This is a genomic window from Vibrio sp. SCSIO 43137 (assembly GCF_028201475.1).
Lineage (GTDB): Bacteria > Pseudomonadota > Gammaproteobacteria > Enterobacterales > Vibrionaceae > Vibrio.
Genome location: NZ_CP116383.1, coordinates 2,944,149 through 2,962,344 on the forward strand (window position 1 = coordinate 2,944,149; position 18,196 = coordinate 2,962,344).

The window sequence follows — 18,196 nt, forward strand, 5'->3', positions numbered from 1 at the left end:
TAAGCTTGTTACGCTCTACATATTTTTTGCGGTTGCACGAATCACCCGTACACCCTTAGATTCAATTTGCTCTTTCTGGCTGTCGCTTAGCAGTTCATCGGTAACGACGATATCTATCTGCTGCCATGACAACTCCATATTAGGGATTTTTCGGCCAATCTTGTCTGACTCAATCATCACGATCACTTCACGTGACACTTCTGCCATTACCTTGCTAAGACCTAACATCTCATTAAAGGTAGTGGTTCCCCGGCTTAGATCAACACCATCAGCACCGATAAATAGCTGGTCAAAGTCATACGCTCTCAATACAGACTCTGCAACCTGTCCCTGAAACGATTCAGAGCGGATATCCCATGTTCCACCTGTCATCAAAAGGGTTGGTTCGTTTTCAAGTTCACTTAACGCGTTAGCCACATGTAATGAATTAGTCATTACAACCAGCCCCTGTTTCTGATTCAGTTTCGGAATCAGGGCACCGGTTGTACTACCACTATCAATCACGATTCGGTTGTGATCCCGGATAAGTATAGCTGCTGCATTCGCAATATTTATCTTTCGTTGTGAAACTTTTTCAGAAGTTTCTTCACTTACGACCTCTTTCGGCAGGGCAATAGCGCCACCATAACGCCTTAATAACAAGCCGTTAGCCTCTAAAGAAGCAAGATCTTTTCGAATGGTAACTTCAGAAGTATCAAACTGCTGAGAGAGCTCTTCAACGCTTACTTCTCCTAGCTCATTAACCAACTTGTTAATGGTGTGTCTTCTTAACTGAGTATTTCTTTTTGACATAAACTGAAACTTATAAATTTCAAAACGAAAGAATTATATTTTAATTGAAACTTAATTGTCTATTTAATTCGAAGCAAAAATTAAAAAATATGAGATGAAAATTTGTCCTAGAACAATTAAGCACAGTGATCTTGATCAGATTATTTGTTAGAATTCGCGCCCTAAAGAAATTTTATTACATAAATTACTGTTATTTTTTTGCAACTTTTTGCTGATAGATTGACCGAAAAGGCAAACAAATAACAGTATTCGCCGAGCTGACAAGCCATAAGTAGCGAAACGAAGTAAACGATTTCTTGTCTGTTCAGGCTTTACTGGAACAGTTTGTAAGAAAATGATGCCGATTACAGAAATGTTGTCATTTTCTTTCTTATGTTCCCTGACTGAACAACAAACAGAACTTAAAATGTAAATATACTTACCGGAGAGTATCTTCCATGAAAAAGACCAAAATCGTATGTACGATTGGCCCTAAAACTGAATCTGTAGAGAAGCTGAGTGAACTAGTTGACGCTGGTATGAATGTAATGCGTCTTAACTTCTCTCACGGTGACTTTGAAGAGCATGGCACTCGTATTGCTAACTTCCGTAAAGTAATGGAAGAGAAAGGCAAACAACTAGCTATTCTTCTTGATACTAAGGGTCCTGAAATCCGTACAATTAAACTAGAAAACGGCGACGACGTTGATCTGGTTGCTGGTCAGGAATTCACTTTCACTACTGATACATCAGTAGTGGGCAACAAAGAAGTTGTTGCTGTAACTTACGCTGGCTTTGCTAAAGACCTGACTGTTGGTAACACTATCCTTGTTGATGATGGTCTGATTGAAATGGAAGTGACAGCTCTGACTGACACTGAAGTTAAATGTAAAGTTCTTAACAACGGCGCACTAGGCGAAAACAAAGGTGTTAACCTTCCTGGCGTTTCTGTTCAGCTTCCAGCTCTTTCTGAGAAAGACAAAGCTGACCTTAAGTTTGGTTGTGAGCAAGGCGTTGACTTCGTTGCTGCTTCTTTCATCCGTAAAGCAGAAGACGTTAAAGAGATCCGTGAGCTTCTGAACGCTAACGGCGGCGAAAACATCCACATCATCTCTAAGATTGAAAACCAGGAAGGTGTTGATAACTTCGACGAAATTCTTGAGCTTTCTGACGGTATCATGGTTGCTCGTGGTGACCTTGGTGTTGAAATCCCGGCTGAAGAAGTAATCTTCGCTCAGAAAATGATGATCGAGAAGTGTAACCGTGCACGTAAGATGGTTATCACTGCAACTCAGATGCTTGACTCTATGATCAAGAACCCACGTCCAACTCGTGCTGAAGCGGGTGACGTTGCGAACGCGGTAATGGACGGAACTGATGCAGTAATGCTTTCTGGTGAAACTGCAAAAGGTAAATACCCTGTAGAAGCAGTAACTATCATGGCTCAAATCTGTAACCGTACAGATAAAGCTCTGAAAGCTGAGCTAGGTGGTCGTCTGGACAGCCCACGTCTTCGCATCACTGAAGCAGTATGTAAAGGCGCTGTAGACACAGCTGAGAAACTGGCTGCTCCACTTATCGTTGTTGCTACTGAAGGTGGTAAGTCTGCACGTTCTGTACGTAAGTACTTCCCGACTGCAAACATCCTTGCTATGACAACTAACAAGAAAACTGCTGCTCAGCTTGTTCTGACTAAAGGTGTTCGCCCTGTTCTTGTTGACGAGTTCACTAACTCTGACGAGTTCTATGTAAACGGTAAGAAACTTGCTCTGGAAACTGGTCTTGGTAAGAAAGGCGATATCGTAATCATGGTTTCTGGTGCTCTTGTTGCTTCTGGCACTACAAACACAGCTTCTGTACACGTACTGTAATTTACAGTTAATACAGACAGAAAAGAGAGCTCAATGAGCTCTCTTTTTTTATCTGAACCAACTAAATTTAGACTAAGGTCTTAGTCTTAAAGTACCAGTTTTATAAGTAAAAAATCGGGGAATTCCCCGATTTTTTACCATCCAAAAAACTCTTTATGATGGGTATTTAATAATAGCACCATAGGTAAAAAGTAGATGGCGCTAAGCTTGATACCAAGTATCACTAAGCTACCTATGGTAAGCCTCACTAGAGATTGCGTAAACATACTTTGCCTCATAAACCCAGACTGTATGATTTCCTTAATAGAGCACGGAATACCGCGTTTCTTCCTATATGAGTCCACTGGGATTGTTCATAAAACGTACAGTTTACTCATTTATCAGTTTAGCTCAAGCTTTTTCTATTGTTCGACTTTAGTCTAATAGTGCTATTTTTGAGACAGCGTCAACTGAACATTCATAAACCTATCAATAAATACGCAAAAGCCCCCGCTTAAAAAACGAGGGCTTAACACTATTTTTGTTTCGAAGTTTAAATCAGCGGTTATGCTTTAAGTGCTCTTTCGCCACGAACAATACCAACTACACCACTGCGGGCCACTTCAATAACCTCTGTTACATCAGATACAGCGGTAATAAAGGCATCGAGTTTATCACTGGTTCCGGCTAGCTGTATGGTGTACTGAGAAGCGGTCACATCCACTATCTGTCCGCGGAAGATATCCGAAGTACGCTTCACTTCTGCACGGGAGAAACCACTGGCTTTCACCTTCACCATCATAAGCTCACGCTCAATATGATCGTGCTCCGTCACTTCCTGAACTTTGAGCACATCCACCAGCTTATGCAGCTGTTTTTCGATCTGTTCAAGTACCATTACATCACTTTCTGTAGTGATGTTCAGACGTGACAAAGTTTCATCATCTGTTGGGGATACCGTTAGTGATTCAATGTTATAGCCCCGCTGAGAAAACAGCCCTACTACACGCGACAGAGAGCCCGGCTGGTTTTCCAGTAATAGCGAAATAATATGACGTCTCATTATGTTCTCTCCGTTTTGCTAAGCCACATTTTGTCCATACCCTCGCCTTTTATCTGCATCGGATAGACGTGTTCCGTTTCATCCACACTGATATCGATAAACACCAGTTTATCCTTCATATCCAGAGCCCGTTTCAGCTCAGATTCAAGTTCATCGGGAGATGAAATCCGGATACCAACATGGCCGTACGCCTCTGCGATGGCGGCAAAGTCAGGAACAGAGTCCATATATGAGTGGGAGTGGCGTCCCTGATAAATCATATCCTGCCACTGTTTTACCATACCGAGGAAACGGTTATTCAGGTTGATAATCTTCACCGGAATATCATACTGAAGCGCCGTAGAAAGCTCCTGAATGTTCATCTGAATACTGCCGTCACCGGTTACCACTACCACTTCTTCATCTGGCATGGCAAATTTGATACCCATACCGGCAGGAAGGCCGAAGCCCATGGTTCCCAGTCCGCCGGAGTTGATCCAGCGACGCGGTTTATCAAACGGATAGTAAAGTGCAGCAAACATCTGGTGCTGACCAACATCAGAAGCCACATAAGCATCACCATTGGTCAGCTTATACAAAGTTTCAATAACTTGTTGTGGTTTAATCCGCTCTCCGGACGTGTCGTAGCTCAGGCATTTGCGTGCACGCCACTCAGAGATTTCACTCCACCAGCGATCCACTGCCTCTCCATCGTTGCTGTTCTCCTGCTCGTTAAGGATCTTCAGCATGGCATCAAGCACAACATCGGCAGAGCCTACAATCGGCAGGTCTGCACGAATGGTTTTCGAGATTGACGATGGGTCAATATCAATATGCATGATCTTGGCATTAGGACAGTATTTCTCTACGTTGTTGGTTGTCCTGTCATCAAAGCGAACACCGATGCCAAATATCAAATCGGCATTGTGCATCGCCATATTGGCTTCATAAGAGCCATGCATACCCAACATACCTAGTGAGTTTTTATGTGTACCCGGAAATGCGCCTAAGCCCATCAGGGTACTGACAACCGGCAGGTTCAGCTTTTCTGCCAATTGCAAAATTCTGTCATGAGATTCTGATATTACTGCACCGCCACCGATATAAAGTACCGGTTTTTTTGCTTCCAGAAGGGTCTTCAGGCCTTTTTTGATCTGTCCCTTATGTCCGGTGGTAGTCGGATTGTAAGAGCGCATCTTAATCGACTCGGGATACTGATATGGGAACTTAAGCAGTGGGTTAAGCATATCTTTAGGAAGATCCACTACTACCGGGCCGGGACGTCCGGTCGATGCCAGATAGAAGGCTTTTTTCAGAATTTCCGGGATAGTCTGAGGGTCGGTAACAAGAAAGCTGTGTTTAACCACAGGACGGGAGATACCGACCATATCGCATTCCTGAAATGCATCATTACCGATAAGGGTTCCCGGTACCTGTCCCGACAGGACAACCATCGGAGCCGAGTCCATATAAGCGGTAGCAATGCCGGTAATTGCATTGGTTGCACCCGGACCTGACGTTACCAGTACAACACCCGTTTTACCTGTCGCTCTGGCATAACCGTCAGCCATATGAACAGCGGCCTGCTCATGGCGAACCAAAACATGTTCAATATCGCTTTTCTGATGCAGTGCATCGTAAATATCAAGAACTGAGCCACCTGGGTAGCCAAAGATGTGTTCAACGCCTTCGTCGATCAAAGAGCGAACAACCATATCCGCGCCGGATAACATTTCCATCGTTTTTTCTCCTTAATACGACAAATTAAGAACGGCTGAAACCCGATAACCTGCACTCTGGTTTCTCCAAATTGTCGTATCACATAGTTAGGGCTTATTCGTAGCCTAAAAATACCAAAGGTAAAATCGTTCATGCAGGAAGCAGAGACAGGCGATTATTACTTTTAATATATCCATGAATAACGCAAAGCATACCTTTACGTATGAGCTCTAATGTCAGACTTATTGGATTTGAAATCAAGAGGGTGATTAAAAAAACGACCATGTGCTATAGGTTCAATATGTTGCAGTCATATCCTCTGAATTTAGCAACATTAAGAGAACATTTTATATACAAACGCCGGACTGCAGACATTAAAAAAGCCCACCAGCCTTTTATAGCGGTGAGCTTTGTAAGATTCAGACCTAATTATTTTTTGCCAGCAGGCTTATCTGCGTACATCTCTTCAATCTCATCCACATAGCGTTCATGGATCACCTTGCGGCGTAGTTTCTGAGTCGGCGTCAGTTCGCCTTTATCCATAGAGAAGGCTTTAGGAAGAATGGTGATCTTTTTCACCTGCTCAAACTTAGCCAGATCTTTCTGCAACTCAGCAACTCTTTTCTCTAGCATTTCAACGATATGGCTATGTTTAATCAGCTCGAGACGGTCGTGATACTTGATGTTCAGCTCTTTAGCATACTCTTCCAGAGATTCGAAACTAGGAACAATCAGGGCAGACACAAATTTGCGCGTATCGGCAATAACGGCAATCTGCTCTATAAAGTGGTCTTTACCAATGGTGCCTTCTATATGCTGAGGTGCAATATATTTACCACCAGAAGTTTTCATCAGCTCTTTGATACGGTCAGTAATATACAGATTACCGTCGTTATCAAACTCGCCGGCATCACCAGTTTTCAGGAAGCCATGCTCATCAAAGGTCTTGGCTGTCTCTTCCGGCATTTTGTAATAGCCACGCATAACCATAGGACCACGAACAAGGATCTCATTGTTATTACCAATTTTCACTTGTGCGCCCGGCATAGTCATACCGATAGAGTCAGGGGCAAAGACACTGTCATCCCAGCAAGAGACCGTAGCAGTCGTCTCCGTCATACCGTAACCAAGTTTGACATTAATACCGATAGCATGGAAAAAGCGCCCTATGGTCGGGTCAAGCTTTGCACCACCACACGGCATAAAATTAATGTTTCCACCCAGTAACTCACGTAGTTTAGCCAGTACCAGTTTGTCCGCCAGCTTATAGCTCTTTTGAAGCATCATAGAAGGCTTACGCCCCTCTTGCTTACAGGCAGCAAGTTTCGCCCCCATGTTAACTGACCAGGTAAACACCAGCTTACGGTGGAACGGTGCACGGGACACTTTTTCATGAATAGCGGCAAAGATCTTCTCGTAAAAACGGGGAACGGCACACATAACCGTGGGCTTAATGTCAGCCAGTGCTTCTCTGACCTGCATAGTATCCTGCAGATAACAGTTAGTTGCGCCTCTATAGATTACGTAAAATGACCAGGCACGCTCAAACACATGCGACAGAGGCAGGAAGCAGAGAGAGACATCTTCTTCACTTAAACCAAGTCTTTCATCATGGCCTTCTAATTGTGCTGCCATATTGCGGTAATCCAGCATTACCCCTTTAGGCTGCCCGGTGGTTCCCGATGTATAGATCAGGGTAAACAGATCTTCATAGTTGGCTTGTTCAAGACGCTGTTCAAGCTTGGCCTGATGATCCTGAGTCCCTTTCGCGACAAAATCTTTCCATAAAATACCAGCTTCAAAGCCTTTCAGATCGATATCATCAGACATAGCAACGATAACTTGCAGATCATCACATTGGTCAAATATGCTGACGGCGGCATCATATTGAGTCTGCTCACCGACAAACAGCACCTTAACGTCAGCATTTTGCAAAATATAAGCTGATTGGTCCGCTGTATTTGTCGCATAAATCGGCACCGTTATTGCTCTTATCTGCAGAGCAGCGATATCAGCAATAGACCACCGCGGCATATTGTCCGAATAGATACCGATTTTATCTTGTGCTTCGATTCCTTGCGCCAATAAAGCCAGAGACAATTCGTCCAGCTTTTTACCAAATTGCGTCCAGCTGATGTTCTTCCATACACCAGCGACTTTATGACGAAGAGCCGTGTTCTCACCCCGTCTGGCAACCTGTTCTCTAATTTTTTTTACAATGTGAAAATCTAACTTGGCCATTCTTTTTTCCTAGGCTTACACATGTAAGCTATTTTTGTGCGCTCAATATACATTTCAGGAAATAAAAGGCAACTCAGATGGCTCAAGTTCTCAGCTTGATCACGTAATTTACAGTTTGATAAATAGAAGTGTTTTTTTGATTAGTAATAGCTGATTTAAGAACCTTTGCAAAACAGCAAAAAGAAGTCCGTTTTTTGGGCTTCTGTCTGTCACCTCCTGAAAGAAAAAAGCACTGAACTAACAGCGTTGTTCAGTGCTTAAACTGTTTAAATCATTGACTCTAAGTGCGTTAATTTAGTGGTTAGCAGGCTGCCACAATTTCACCACAGATAACCATAAGCTGGTCCCTCATCCAGACATGACCTTTGTCTTTTTCACTTGAATCATGCCAGCTCAGATACCCTTTTATCGCTTTCTGTTTCACCGGTAACTCAAGTACTTTAATCTGATTGCGATCAGCCATACTTTCTACCAGCCAGCGGGGAGCAATAGTAATCAACTCAGACTGGCTGACCACATAAAGAACATTACTCAGGCTGGTGCCTTTATAAGCAGCGACACAGTCGACGTCTTTATAGGCTTGCTCAGCATAGTGGCTTAAGCCGTTTTTCTTGGACAATTTGGCATGTTTCTCACTGAGCAACTCACCTTCTGAAATAGTATTGCCAATTCTTGGATGAGATTTCGATGCCACAACCGCAAGTTCATCACTAAAAAGTTCGGTACTTGAAAATCCGGGTTCATCAAACCGGTCGTAATCAATAACGAAATCCACTTCCTGATAACGTAGCTTATCTGAAAGACGGCTATCACATTCTGCATCCATATGTAATTGAACGCTTGGTGCAATATCAGCGATACCGGACAAGATCTTAGGTGCAAAACGCACATCACATGGGCTACAGACTGTCAGTCGGTAAGTCCGGGTTGAGCTCTCAGGGGAAAAGACTGAACAAGGAAGCTCATTACGAACCAGTTGCAGAGCCTGACGTATCGGGTTGAACAGTTGTCTGGCGCGCTGAGTAGGTTGAATCCCCCGCCCCTGACGGATAAATAGTTCATCGTTAAACATCACTTTGAGTCTTGCAACGGCATTACTGACCGCCGGCTGTGACATACCAAGATTATGAGCTGCACGGGTAATATTCTGCTCCTGCATTACAGCATCAAAAACCGTCAACAGGTTTAAATCTACTCCACGCAGTGTTGACTCCATTCGATAGCTACCAGCCATAGCACTGACTTCATTTTTATTAATCATCGATATGCCTCGTATCGTCTCAATTAATTCTGTTTAGTTATAATGACATTTGTTATCACAAATCAGGTGTATGAAAAACAATAAGCTACTGCGGTAATATCACTTTTTCATAACTCTCTGATCACCATTGAACATAAAGACTATCTATCATTAGACAAACATAAATCAATAAGCTTTAGATATAATTATCAGAGCCAACCAAAGATGACACCATAAGTGTCACCTTTCAACTAGTTAACTGCATTCTAACCTAAAGATTAGCTTTACACTCAATCCAGAGAAGAGCTTCTTTACACCATATTTATAACTATTGTAAATATATTTTGACAATATAATTAGAAAGAAAAATATAGTAACAATGTCACCAAGCCTAAAGGCATTATTTTTATATTCGACAAATCAATTATAAAAAGTTCATATTATTAATCATATTTATAAATTCTAAGCCGAACTAATTACATCAGGATATTCGTATATTTACATGCGGAAGGATTATTAGAGTAAACAACCCAGTTCTTCAAACAGATAGTTTTTAAACTGTATGCATCTTTCAGGCATAGGGTTACGGGGACGGTAATAAATATAGATATCAAAGCTGGCACACTGATAGTCAGTCATCACATTGATTAGTTCACCAGACTCAATGCTCTCTTCCACAACGGACTGCGGCAGATAGGCAATTCCGGCTCCCTGAATCGCTAAGTCTCTCAGCATTTCACTGTTATCACATTCAAGGGCATCTTTTATATCCACCACGACAGAGCGCTCGCCTTGCCGGAAATACCAGCGATTCCCTCCCAGCAAGGTTCTGGCATACAGGCAGCGGTGATTTTTCAATTCTTCAGGTGATTCAGGCGAAGCAACTCTTTTCAGATAACTGGGTGAAGCGCAGAGAAACAGCGGTTCGCTAAGGAGTTTTTTACGGATGAGCAATGAGTCCTGTGCTTTCTCCCCGACATAACTTGCCTGCGCCCGGAAGGCAAAATCTGTCTTCAGGGGGTCGAACTCACCGGCCTCTATAAAAAGCTTAAAATCTACTTTCGGATGAGAGCCCATATAAGCAGAAATTATAGAGGTCAGGTATTGGCGGGCAAACAGCGGAGTTGAAGAGATACGGATCTCACCCTGCAGCTCCTCAGCCATGTTTTTTACATCTTCTATCAGGGTATCGATCTGAGGGATCATGGAAGAGAAGCGCTGATAGAGTAACTGGCCGGCCTGAGTTACCGCAAACTGCCGGGTGCTTCTTTTGATTAACTCGACATTCAGCAGCTCTTCAAGCTCCTTTACCCAGCGGCTGCCAGCCGCCGGAGATATTCCCTGCTGACTTGCCGCCTGCCGGAAGGAACCGCAATCAACCACAGCGCAGAAAAAAACCATTTTATCCACTACTGGTTGTCTGCTGTTCAGGCCGCCTTTACTCATCGGCTGCTAACCAAGCCTTTTTCCAGCGCTATCATCACCAGTGCAGCCGTTGAGCTTGCTCCCAGCTTCTTTTTTATTCTGAGACGATGAGTTTCAACGGTTCTGACACTGATACACAAGTTATCAGCTATCTCTTTATTGCCGGCTCCGCTGACAATAGCCTGCAACACATCCAGCTCTCTTTTTGTCAGGGTGTCATCTTTAGCTTCCGGCTTTTCATTGATCTGCTCCAGCAATTTGTCTGATGCCTGCGGGCTTAAATAGGAGTGCCCCTGAGCCACCTGATTGATGGCGACAACCAGATCATCAGAACCAACATCTTTAAGCACATAACCTTTTGCACCGGATTTTATCGACCGGACGACATACTCTTTAGTGTCATGCATAGAGAGCATAATCACTGACGTTTCCGTTCGCTCTTTCTGTAGTGTTTCAAGTACCTCTATACCGTTCATATCCGGCATATTGATATCCAGTAACAACACATCCGGATTCAGCTCTCTTGTGGCTTTTAATGCATCATTCCCGCTACCGACACAAGCCAGAATGGTCAGGTTTTCCTCGCTCTCAAGCCTTGATTTCAGGCCATCCTGCATCATTCTGTGGTCGTCAGCTAACACTAACTTAATCATAAAAACTCCATTCTTAAGCTGACCCGCACTTCAGTGCCCTGCCCTGCTTCACTTGTCACTAAAAACTCTCCGCCTAATGCCTGAATTCTTTCCCGCATATTTTCCACGCCCATATGTTCCAACGTACTGGTTTTATTTATTGTCTGTGTCAGCTTTCTTTCTGAGAAGCCTTTACCGTCATCACTAACCGTAAGAAGTAACTGCTTACCCTCTTTCTGAAGAATAACATCCACGCCCTGAGCATCCGCATGCTTCTCTACATTATGCAGAGACTCCTGAACCACACGATATAATGTTGTTTCCACTTCGGGACGCATCTTTAGATCATCAATATCATGTTCAAATATCAGTTCAAGATCGGTGCGGTTTCTCAGTTCATTTACATAAGCTTCAATACCGGCAACTAGACCGAGATCATCCAGTTGAGGAGGACGGAGATCGCGGGAGATCCGCCTCAACTCAACAATCGCCAGCTTCATCGCCTGACGGCTGGCCTGAAGTTCATTGTCTTTTTTATCCGGATTTTTCTCCCGGTTAACGTTATCTAACCGATACTTGGCCGCTACCAGTAACTGGTTAACACCGTCATGCAGTTCTCTGGATACTCGTTTTCTTTCATTTTCCTGAGAATCAATAATCTGCTGATTAAGTAAGCTTAACTGCTCATTGGCCAGTTTACGCACATTCAGGTTAAGGGAAGCCCCTAAGGCTGCTATCAGGGTAACGGCAATAAACACCACCACAAATAGTACTGCGGTACTCTTGCCTATATTCATATCAAAGCCATGTTGCATATGGGCAACCTGACTCTCTACATCATCCAGATAGACACCGGTTCCTACCATCCACTGCCATTTATCCAGTGAAACAGCGTAACTTAACTTAGGTAATGGTTCCTGTTTTGATGGCTTATGCCATAGGTAGTCAACAAAACCTCCGCCTTGTTTTGCAACATAGATCAATTCCTGAAGAAGTTTTTTGCCCTGAACATCTTCCACCTGCCACCAATTTTTGCCAATGCGGTCTTTTTGGTAAGGAAGTACCAATGAGATGCCTTCCCAGGTATAAGCAAAAAAGTAGCCGTCACTGCCGTATGTTAACTGGCTAAGCTTCTCCATAACGATTTTCTTTGCTTCTTCCTCAGGTAGAGTATCGCTAAGGTAATAAGGTTCAATACTTTTTACTGCCAGTTCAACATACTGTTTTAGCTCTTGTTTTTTTGAGCTCATTATATTATTCCGGGTCAGGGTAACCTCATCTTCAACCAGGTTCTTAGCCTGACTGAACAGAAGCGTAGCAACAATCGTCACCACCAAAACCAGCGGAACAATAGAGAGTAAAATGATATTAATTGATAACTTTCTATAATTAATAAATGCCACTTTTTTAATCAATCCCGCTTATTAAATATACGTAGTTTTACTGAATGAACTTCAATAGCAAACGCAAAAATACGTATAAAATTTGCGCAATTCCCCCAATAGTTATGTCGCGATTTCCATTTTAAACTTAGCCCAAATGTAACATCGCATTAACAATCTTAACAATTATTACTACCGCACGTTTACATTTGTTACTAATGAGACAAGGACCTCTTCCCTACAAGGAGATCGAAATGAGCTTCAAAAAAGTTATTCTAGCAACAGCGATTGCCGCTGCAACATCTGGTTTTACCGTAAGTGCGAACGCAGCCGGCAAAGTTTTACTGAAAACACCTGTTGCCTTTGGTACTCACCTGCCGGCACTGGGTACGCCTATTAAATGGTATGCCGACCACATTACTGCCACTTCCGGTGGTACTATTAAGATGAAAATCTATGAACCGGGTAAACTGGTAAATCCTGCAGAGATCCTCGATGCAGTATCTTCAGGTAAAGTTAACTCTGGTTATGCCACTGCCGGTTACTGGCAAGGTAAACTTCCTGCTTCAGCTCTTTTCTCTGCGGTTCCTTTTGGTCCTGAAGCTGGTGAGTACATGGCTTGGCTCTACTTCGGTAATGGTCTGAAACTCTATCAGGAGATGTACGATCAGGGCGGTTACAACGTAAAAGTACTTCCTTGTGCCATCATCTCTCCTGAAACTTCCGGCTGGTTTAAAAAGCCAATCGAAAAGCCGGAAGATCTTAAAGGTCTTAATATGCGCTTCTTTGGTTTAGGCGCGTCTGTAATGGAAAAACTCGGCGTCGGTACTGTTCAGCTACCGGGCGGTGAGATCTTCGGAGCCCTTGAAAAAGGCGCTATTGACGCCTCTGAATTCTCCCAGCCGGCTATCGACCAGCGTCTGGGCTTCCACAAGATTGTTAAGTACAACTACTTCCCGGGCTGGCACCAGCAGTCAACGGTATTTGAACTTCTGATCAATAAAGATACCTGGAAGAAGATGGATGACGCTCAGCAGTCTGCTATTGAAACCACCTGTATGGCGACCATGACTTACTCAATCGCAGAAGGTGAAGCAATGCAGTTCGGAGCAATGCAGAAAGCGAAAGAGAATGGTGTTGAGATCCGCTACTGGAACGAAGAGATGCTGACTCTGTTCGAAAACACCTGGCTGGAAGTGGTTGATGAGAAGAAAAAATCTGACCCATTCTTCGATAAAGTCTGGAAAGACCTGAGCGAGTTCCGCAAAGGCTATGCCCTTTGGGAAGCTAACGCCTTCCTTCCTCGTCCGACACAAAAATAACCCTATATAGCCAGCCTTTATGGCTGGCTGCTTTATTTAGGAGGCCATATGAGTCAGGTTCAATCCCCACCCTCATTGCCGGTATATCTCCATATTGAAAATGGTATTACTGCTATCAGCAGATACCTTGCCTGGACCAATCTGGCTCTGGTTGCGGTCATTATTATTCAGGTCGTGTTGCGCAAAGTGTTCTCTAACGGCCAGATCAGCCTTGAAGAACTGCAATGGCACCTCTACGCAACCGCAGTAATGTTTGGTACTGCCTACGCTCAGGTAACCAATCTTCATGTTCGTGTTGACCTTTTTTATCACAACTTTAGCGAGCGTAAAAAAGCCCTTATCGACTTACTCGGCATCCTGTTTCTGGCTATGCCTTTTGTCATTATCGTTATTCTGCACTCTTACGATTTTGCCTATGAATCTTGGCGGGTAAATGAAAGCTCTTCTTCACCATCAGGGCTGCCTTTCCGCTGGATAATTAAGAGCGTGATTCCTATCAGTTTCAGCCTGCTTTTTGTTTCACTGATAGCGCGGGTTCTGCGCTCTATTGATGTACTTGTTAAAGGAGGTCGACATGGAAACTAATGAGTGGATCGTCATCGCCATGTTCGGCTCGTTTATCCTGCTGCTGTTTACCGGTATTCCTGTTGCTTATGTTCTGGGTGGTATTGGTGTTATTTTTGCTGCAGTCGGTTATTTTGCCGATATCTATCTGGATACTTTTACCGGCCTTGATTACACCAGCTTAGGCCTTGTGGTTAACCGTATTTACAAGATCATGGATAACTGGATTCTGGTTGCCCTGCCCATGTTTATCTTTATGGGTAATATGCTGGATAAGTCCGGTATCGCCGAAAAGCTGATGGGCTCAATGCAGAAGCTGTTTGGTAAAGTTCATGGCGGCTTAGCAATAACGGTTATGGCTATCGGTATTATTCTGGCCGCTTCTACGGGAATTATCGGGGCATCAGTAGTGTTGCTGACGGTAATGTCCCTTCCGACTATGATGCGTCAGGGTTACCACCTGCCTCTAGCACTTGGTACTGTTGCTTCAGCCGGTACTCTGGGGATCCTTCTGCCACCTTCTATTATGCTGGTGATTATGGCCGACCAATTAGGTCTCTCTGTTGGTGACCTGTTTATGGGAGCCATTATCCCCGGTCTGCTACTTGGCTCACTGTATATTCTCTATATTCTGATTGTCGGTAAGCTAAACCCTAATAAAGCGCCGGTGCCTGACGATGTTGAACCTGTAGACTGGAGCATCATCTTTCAGGTGTTTAAGGATATCACCCCGACCGTGCTACTGATTATGGTGGTACTGGGCTCTATCTTTGCCGGTATTGCTACCCCGACGGAAGCCTCAGGTATTGGTGCATTTGGTGCCACACTTCTGGCAGCCTATAACCGCAAACTCAACTTTAAGGTGATCAAAGAGGTTCTGCTGTCGTCGTACGGAACAACAGCTTATATCTTTATGATTTTCCTTGGTGCCTCCTGTTTTGCTCTGGTTCTCCGTGAACTGGGTGGTGACGAGTTAATTGAGTCATTCCTGAGCGGACTGCCATTCGGACCATACGGAATTATTGCCTTTATTCTGCTTATCGTGTTCCTGCTGGGTTTCTTCCTTGACTGGATTGAGATTACCCTGATTGCCTTACCACTACTGGCGCCGGTAATTGCAGGGTTAGGTATTGAAATGGACGGCCATGGTGTTGTTGATAACCCGAGTCTGGTCTGGTTCGTTATGTTGGTTGCAATGGCACTGCAAACCAGTTTCCTGACGCCGCCGGTAGGATTTGCACTCTTCTACCTGAAAGGGGTTTGTCCGGAAGGTGTTGCCCTCAGGGATATATACAAGGGTGTGATGCCGTTTATTATCATCCAGCTAATCGCACTGGTATGTCTGGTTGCATGGCCGCAGTTAGTTCTCTGGTTCCCTAGTGTTGCTTATGGCTAACTATTGAATCTCAGGGCAGTGTTCTAAGTTCAGGATTGTTATGGAAGACAACCTGCTGCAAAGTGTCCCCGCACAAATAGAATCACTGCCCTGACTCTTTTCTGAGTTTTAACTTAACCAGTTTTAGATAACCAGTCCGCCATCAATTTTCAGTACCTGTCCGGTGATAAAACGGCTTTTCTCTGAAGCAAGAAAGGAGACACCATCTGCAATGTCCTGAGCCTGCCCCATTCTTGCCAGTGGCGTTTTATTCTTCATCAGTTCAATCACTTTTTCAGGCAACTCTCTGGTCATTTCTGTCTCGATAAAACCGGGAGCGATTCAGTTCACCCTGATTTTAGCTCCTTTGCGTGGAAACTCTTTTGCCCAGCCTTTGCTCATGGCAATCACGCCTCCTTTACTGGCGGCATAGTTACTCTGGCCTATATTGCCGTCGGTTCCGACAATGGAAGAGATATTGATAATGCTACCCTCACCTGCCTGCAGCATCATAGGCAGGAGCTGTTGGGTGAGCAGGAACACCGCCTTTAAGTTGACATCCAGTACGCAGTCCCAGTCAGATTCCGTCATATCATTTAGCAATGCATCTCTGGTGATGCCGGCATTATTTACCAATACGCTGACAGAGAGATTGTCCGAGTTCAGCTTATTAACCAAAGCTTCGATGGCGGCTTTGTCACAAAGGTCGAGCTGATAAGAGATAAGCTTGTCGCTACTCCACTCAACAGTCGCTATATCGACAGCGACAACGGTAAATCCATCCGCCAATAACTGCTGACTAATCCCTTTACCTATGCCTCGTGCAGCGCCGGTGACCAGTGCAACCTTGTTATTACTCATCGTCTCTCCTTAGATTAAAATCCGTCTGAAAAATATCACTACTCATCTGTATAAGCTGACTGCTGATCTCGGGCTTAAACTCCATAAAAGGAAAGATATCCCGTTCAGGATCAACTCCCGGGGCAACTTCCTCCAGCCATAACTTTCCATTCTTTAATGCAAATACCGCTCTTTCAGTAATATAGAGTACTGGTGTGTGTGAAAGCTCCGCCTGAGCGGCTGAAAAGGTTATCTGCTCAACCTTATTAATAAATTTAATTTGCTTCCCTTCCTGATCAATTTTCAGCTTTTGATCCTGAACGCTGACGGTTAATCCTTTTGCGGTGAAGGTGCCGCAGAAATAGACCTGTTTGGCGTTTTGCGAAATATTGATAAAACCGCCACAACCGGCAATACGCTTACCAAAGCGAGACACATTGATGTCTCCCAGTTGATCACACTGAGCCAGCCCGAGGAAAGCCTGATCAATACCCCCGCCATCGTAAAAATCAAACATCTGATCCTGACTAATAATGGCATCGGGAAAAGAAGAGGCTCCGAAATCTAAACCACTGGCTGGCGAACCACCAACAGCTCCCGGCTCTACGGTCAAGGTAAACTGGTCAATAATTCCTGCCTGCTTAGCCACTTTTGCAATATATTCAGGAGCACCAATACCTAGGTTCAGAACAGCACCTTTTTTTAGTTCCTCTGCTGCGCGACGGGCAATGATAGTTTTGGCATCTAACTTGGCAGGTAAGTTGTCTATTTCTTGGGGTACCTGAGAGCCTCTGCCTACAAAGGCAGGGTTCATTTGGCTGGCAAAGGTCTGCATATGTTCCTCTTGCCGCTCACACACCACCACAGCATCAACAAACAGGCCGGGAATTTTGACTGCATGGGGATCTAACCGCTGATCCTTAATCACCCTTTTCACCTGAACAATCACTTTTCCGCCGCTGTTTTTAGCCGCTTGTGCTGCAGCAAGGCTCTCTACAATCAGACATTCATCTTCCATAGTAATGTTGCCTGATTCGTCCGCCGTTGTGCCCCGCAGGATAGCGACATCAATGGGCAATTTTTTATAGAACAGAAAAGTATCGCCTTCCAGCTCCACTCTTTTTACCCAATCTTCCCGGGTGATTTGATTGATCTTTCCCCCTTCGATACTGGGGTCAACAAAGGTACCTAAACCTACCTTACTCAGGGTTCCGGGTTTTCCGGCAGCGGTATCCCTTAACAGATGTGAAATAATGCCCTGTGGCAGGTTGTAACCTTCAATCTCTCCGGCAACAGCCAGCTTCTGTAACTTAGGAACTAACCCCCAGTGTCCGCCTATGGCTCTTTTTACCAAACCTTTCTGTGCAAGGTGATTAATGGCTTTGCTGTTGCCGTCTCCCTGACCGGCTGCAAAAACTAAGGTCAGATCTTTAGGTGATGCGCTCTCTCTATAGCGCTCACCTATTGCCCGCTCAATGGATTCCGGTACCACCGAGCCAATAAAGCCGCCCAACATAACGGCATCACCATCTTGTATCCATTCTGCCGCCTGTTCAGCGGTTAACTGTTTTAGCACGCGATTTCCTCCCTGTTCTGTTTTCAGAATAGCGATGGAAATGGCTTTTTAAAATTTCATATTTAGAGAAAGACTGTTTTATAAATGAAACAATAGAAGGGAGACGGAGCTAGCCTTGCGTTTATATCAAGGTCTACAGCTTTATTTTTCAGGTCACTTTGCCATAAGGAAAATGCCGATAAACAAACCCTCCGCGCCAGAGATGATGCTGAGGGTT

General features: G+C 44.3%; 13 protein-coding genes and 1 pseudogene. 4 read left to right on the forward strand and 10 right to left on the reverse strand.

Annotated features, from left to right (window positions below; all coding sequences use genetic code 11):
- Positions 1 to 15: 15 nt before the first annotated feature.
- The gene (locus PK654_RS13770) at positions 16 to 792 is read right to left on the reverse strand and encodes a DeoR/GlpR family DNA-binding transcription regulator (protein ID WP_271696430.1); all 777 of its coding nucleotides are present in this window, start codon (positions 790 to 792) and stop codon (positions 16 to 18) included.
- Between the two features lie 437 nt (positions 793 to 1,229).
- Between PK654_RS13770 and pykF the strand changes: the two genes are divergently transcribed.
- Positions 1,230 to 2,642 (forward strand): pyruvate kinase PykF, encoded by a 1,413-nt coding sequence (pykF, locus tag PK654_RS13775; protein ID WP_271696431.1) that lies wholly within the window; start codon positions 1,230 to 1,232, stop codon positions 2,640 to 2,642.
- Positions 2,643 to 3,186: 544 nt separating this feature from the next.
- Here pykF and ilvN read toward each other — a convergent pair.
- From ilvN to PK654_RS13810, 7 genes are all read right to left on the reverse strand, one after another.
- Positions 3,187 to 3,684 carry an acetolactate synthase small subunit gene (gene ilvN, locus PK654_RS13780; RefSeq protein ID WP_271696432.1) on the reverse strand — a complete coding sequence of 166 codons (498 nt, stop codon included), beginning with the start codon at positions 3,682 to 3,684 and terminating at the stop codon, positions 3,187 to 3,189.
- Positions 3,684 to 5,402 (reverse strand): acetolactate synthase 3 large subunit, encoded by a 1,719-nt coding sequence (locus tag PK654_RS13785; RefSeq protein WP_271696433.1) that lies wholly within the window; start codon positions 5,400 to 5,402, stop codon positions 3,684 to 3,686. Before PK654_RS13785 ends, ilvN begins: the two co-directional genes overlap by 1 nt.
- A gap of 409 nt (positions 5,403 to 5,811) precedes the next feature.
- Entirely contained in the window at positions 5,812 to 7,623 is a 1,812-nt protein-coding gene (locus PK654_RS13790; protein ID WP_271696435.1) for an AMP-dependent synthetase/ligase, read from the reverse strand.
- Between the two features lie 301 nt (positions 7,624 to 7,924).
- On the reverse strand, positions 7,925 to 8,884 hold the full coding sequence (leuO, locus tag PK654_RS13795) for a transcriptional regulator LeuO (RefSeq protein WP_271696436.1): 960 nt from the start codon (positions 8,882 to 8,884) through the stop codon (positions 7,925 to 7,927).
- 495 nt (positions 8,885 to 9,379) lie between these two features.
- The gene (locus PK654_RS13800) at positions 9,380 to 10,309 is read right to left on the reverse strand and encodes a LysR family transcriptional regulator (RefSeq protein WP_271696437.1); all 930 of its coding nucleotides are present in this window, start codon (positions 10,307 to 10,309) and stop codon (positions 9,380 to 9,382) included.
- Positions 10,306 to 10,941, reverse strand: a complete 636-nt coding sequence (locus tag PK654_RS13805; RefSeq protein ID WP_271696438.1) for a response regulator — start codon at positions 10,939 to 10,941, stop codon at positions 10,306 to 10,308. Before PK654_RS13805 ends, PK654_RS13800 begins: the two co-directional genes overlap by 4 nt.
- Complete coding sequence (locus tag PK654_RS13810) at positions 10,938 to 12,323, reverse strand: cache domain-containing protein (RefSeq protein WP_271696440.1); 1,386 nt, start codon at positions 12,321 to 12,323, stop codon at positions 10,938 to 10,940. Before PK654_RS13810 ends, PK654_RS13805 begins: the two co-directional genes overlap by 4 nt.
- A 233-nt stretch (positions 12,324 to 12,556) precedes the next feature.
- Here PK654_RS13810 and PK654_RS13815 point away from each other — a divergent pair, with 233 nt between their 5' ends.
- Genes PK654_RS13815 through PK654_RS13825 form a run of 3 tightly spaced genes read left to right on the forward strand, consistent with a single transcriptional unit; the run spans position 12,557 to position 15,584 of the window.
- Positions 12,557 to 13,624: a TRAP transporter substrate-binding protein gene (locus PK654_RS13815; RefSeq protein WP_271696441.1), complete on the forward strand. Its 1,068-nt coding sequence runs from the start codon at positions 12,557 to 12,559 to the stop codon at positions 13,622 to 13,624.
- Between the two features lie 48 nt (positions 13,625 to 13,672).
- Positions 13,673 to 14,209 carry a TRAP transporter small permease subunit gene (locus PK654_RS13820; RefSeq protein WP_271696442.1) on the forward strand — a complete coding sequence of 179 codons (537 nt, stop codon included), beginning with the start codon at positions 13,673 to 13,675 and terminating at the stop codon, positions 14,207 to 14,209.
- Positions 14,199 to 15,584: a TRAP transporter large permease gene (locus PK654_RS13825; RefSeq protein ID WP_271696443.1), complete on the forward strand. Its 1,386-nt coding sequence runs from the start codon at positions 14,199 to 14,201 to the stop codon at positions 15,582 to 15,584. Before PK654_RS13820 ends, PK654_RS13825 begins: the two co-directional genes overlap by 11 nt.
- 123 nt (positions 15,585 to 15,707) lie before the next feature.
- On the opposite strand, the pseudogene fabG reads toward PK654_RS13825, so the two are convergent.
- Together fabG and PK654_RS13835 are read right to left on the reverse strand one after the other, a co-directional pair.
- Positions 15,708 to 16,424 (reverse strand): annotated as a pseudogene (fabG, locus tag PK654_RS13830) (3-oxoacyl-ACP reductase FabG).
- Positions 16,417 to 17,979 (reverse strand): acyl CoA:acetate/3-ketoacid CoA transferase, encoded by a 1,563-nt coding sequence (locus PK654_RS13835; RefSeq protein WP_271696444.1) that lies wholly within the window; start codon positions 17,977 to 17,979, stop codon positions 16,417 to 16,419. Before PK654_RS13835 ends, fabG begins: the two are co-directional and overlap by 8 nt.
- Positions 17,980 to 18,196: the final 217 nt, after the last annotated feature.

Coding starts and splice junctions, on each gene's coding strand:
- ilvN (WP_271696432.1), bottom strand. CDS start 3,684: ATGAGACGTCATATTATTTCGCTATTACTGGAAAACCAGCCGGGCTCT.
- PK654_RS13815 (WP_271696441.1), top strand. CDS start 12,557: ATGAGCTTCAAAAAAGTTATTCTAGCAACAGCGATTGCCGCTGCAACA.
- pykF (WP_271696431.1), top strand. CDS start 1,230: ATGAAAAAGACCAAAATCGTATGTACGATTGGCCCTAAAACTGAATCT.
- PK654_RS13805 (WP_271696438.1), bottom strand. CDS start 10,941: ATGATTAAGTTAGTGTTAGCTGACGACCACAGAATGATGCAGGATGGC.
- PK654_RS13825 (WP_271696443.1), top strand. CDS start 14,199: ATGGAAACTAATGAGTGGATCGTCATCGCCATGTTCGGCTCGTTTATC.
- PK654_RS13800 (WP_271696437.1), bottom strand. CDS start 10,309: ATGAGTAAAGGCGGCCTGAACAGCAGACAACCAGTAGTGGATAAAATG.
- PK654_RS13820 (WP_271696442.1), top strand. CDS start 13,673: ATGAGTCAGGTTCAATCCCCACCCTCATTGCCGGTATATCTCCATATT.
- PK654_RS13790 (WP_271696435.1), bottom strand. CDS start 7,623: ATGGCCAAGTTAGATTTTCACATTGTAAAAAAAATTAGAGAACAGGTT.
- PK654_RS13785 (WP_271696433.1), bottom strand. CDS start 5,402: ATGGAAATGTTATCCGGCGCGGATATGGTTGTTCGCTCTTTGATCGAC.
- PK654_RS13770 (WP_271696430.1), bottom strand. CDS start 792: ATGTCAAAAAGAAATACTCAGTTAAGAAGACACACCATTAACAAGTTG.
- leuO (WP_271696436.1), bottom strand. CDS start 8,884: ATGATTAATAAAAATGAAGTCAGTGCTATGGCTGGTAGCTATCGAATG.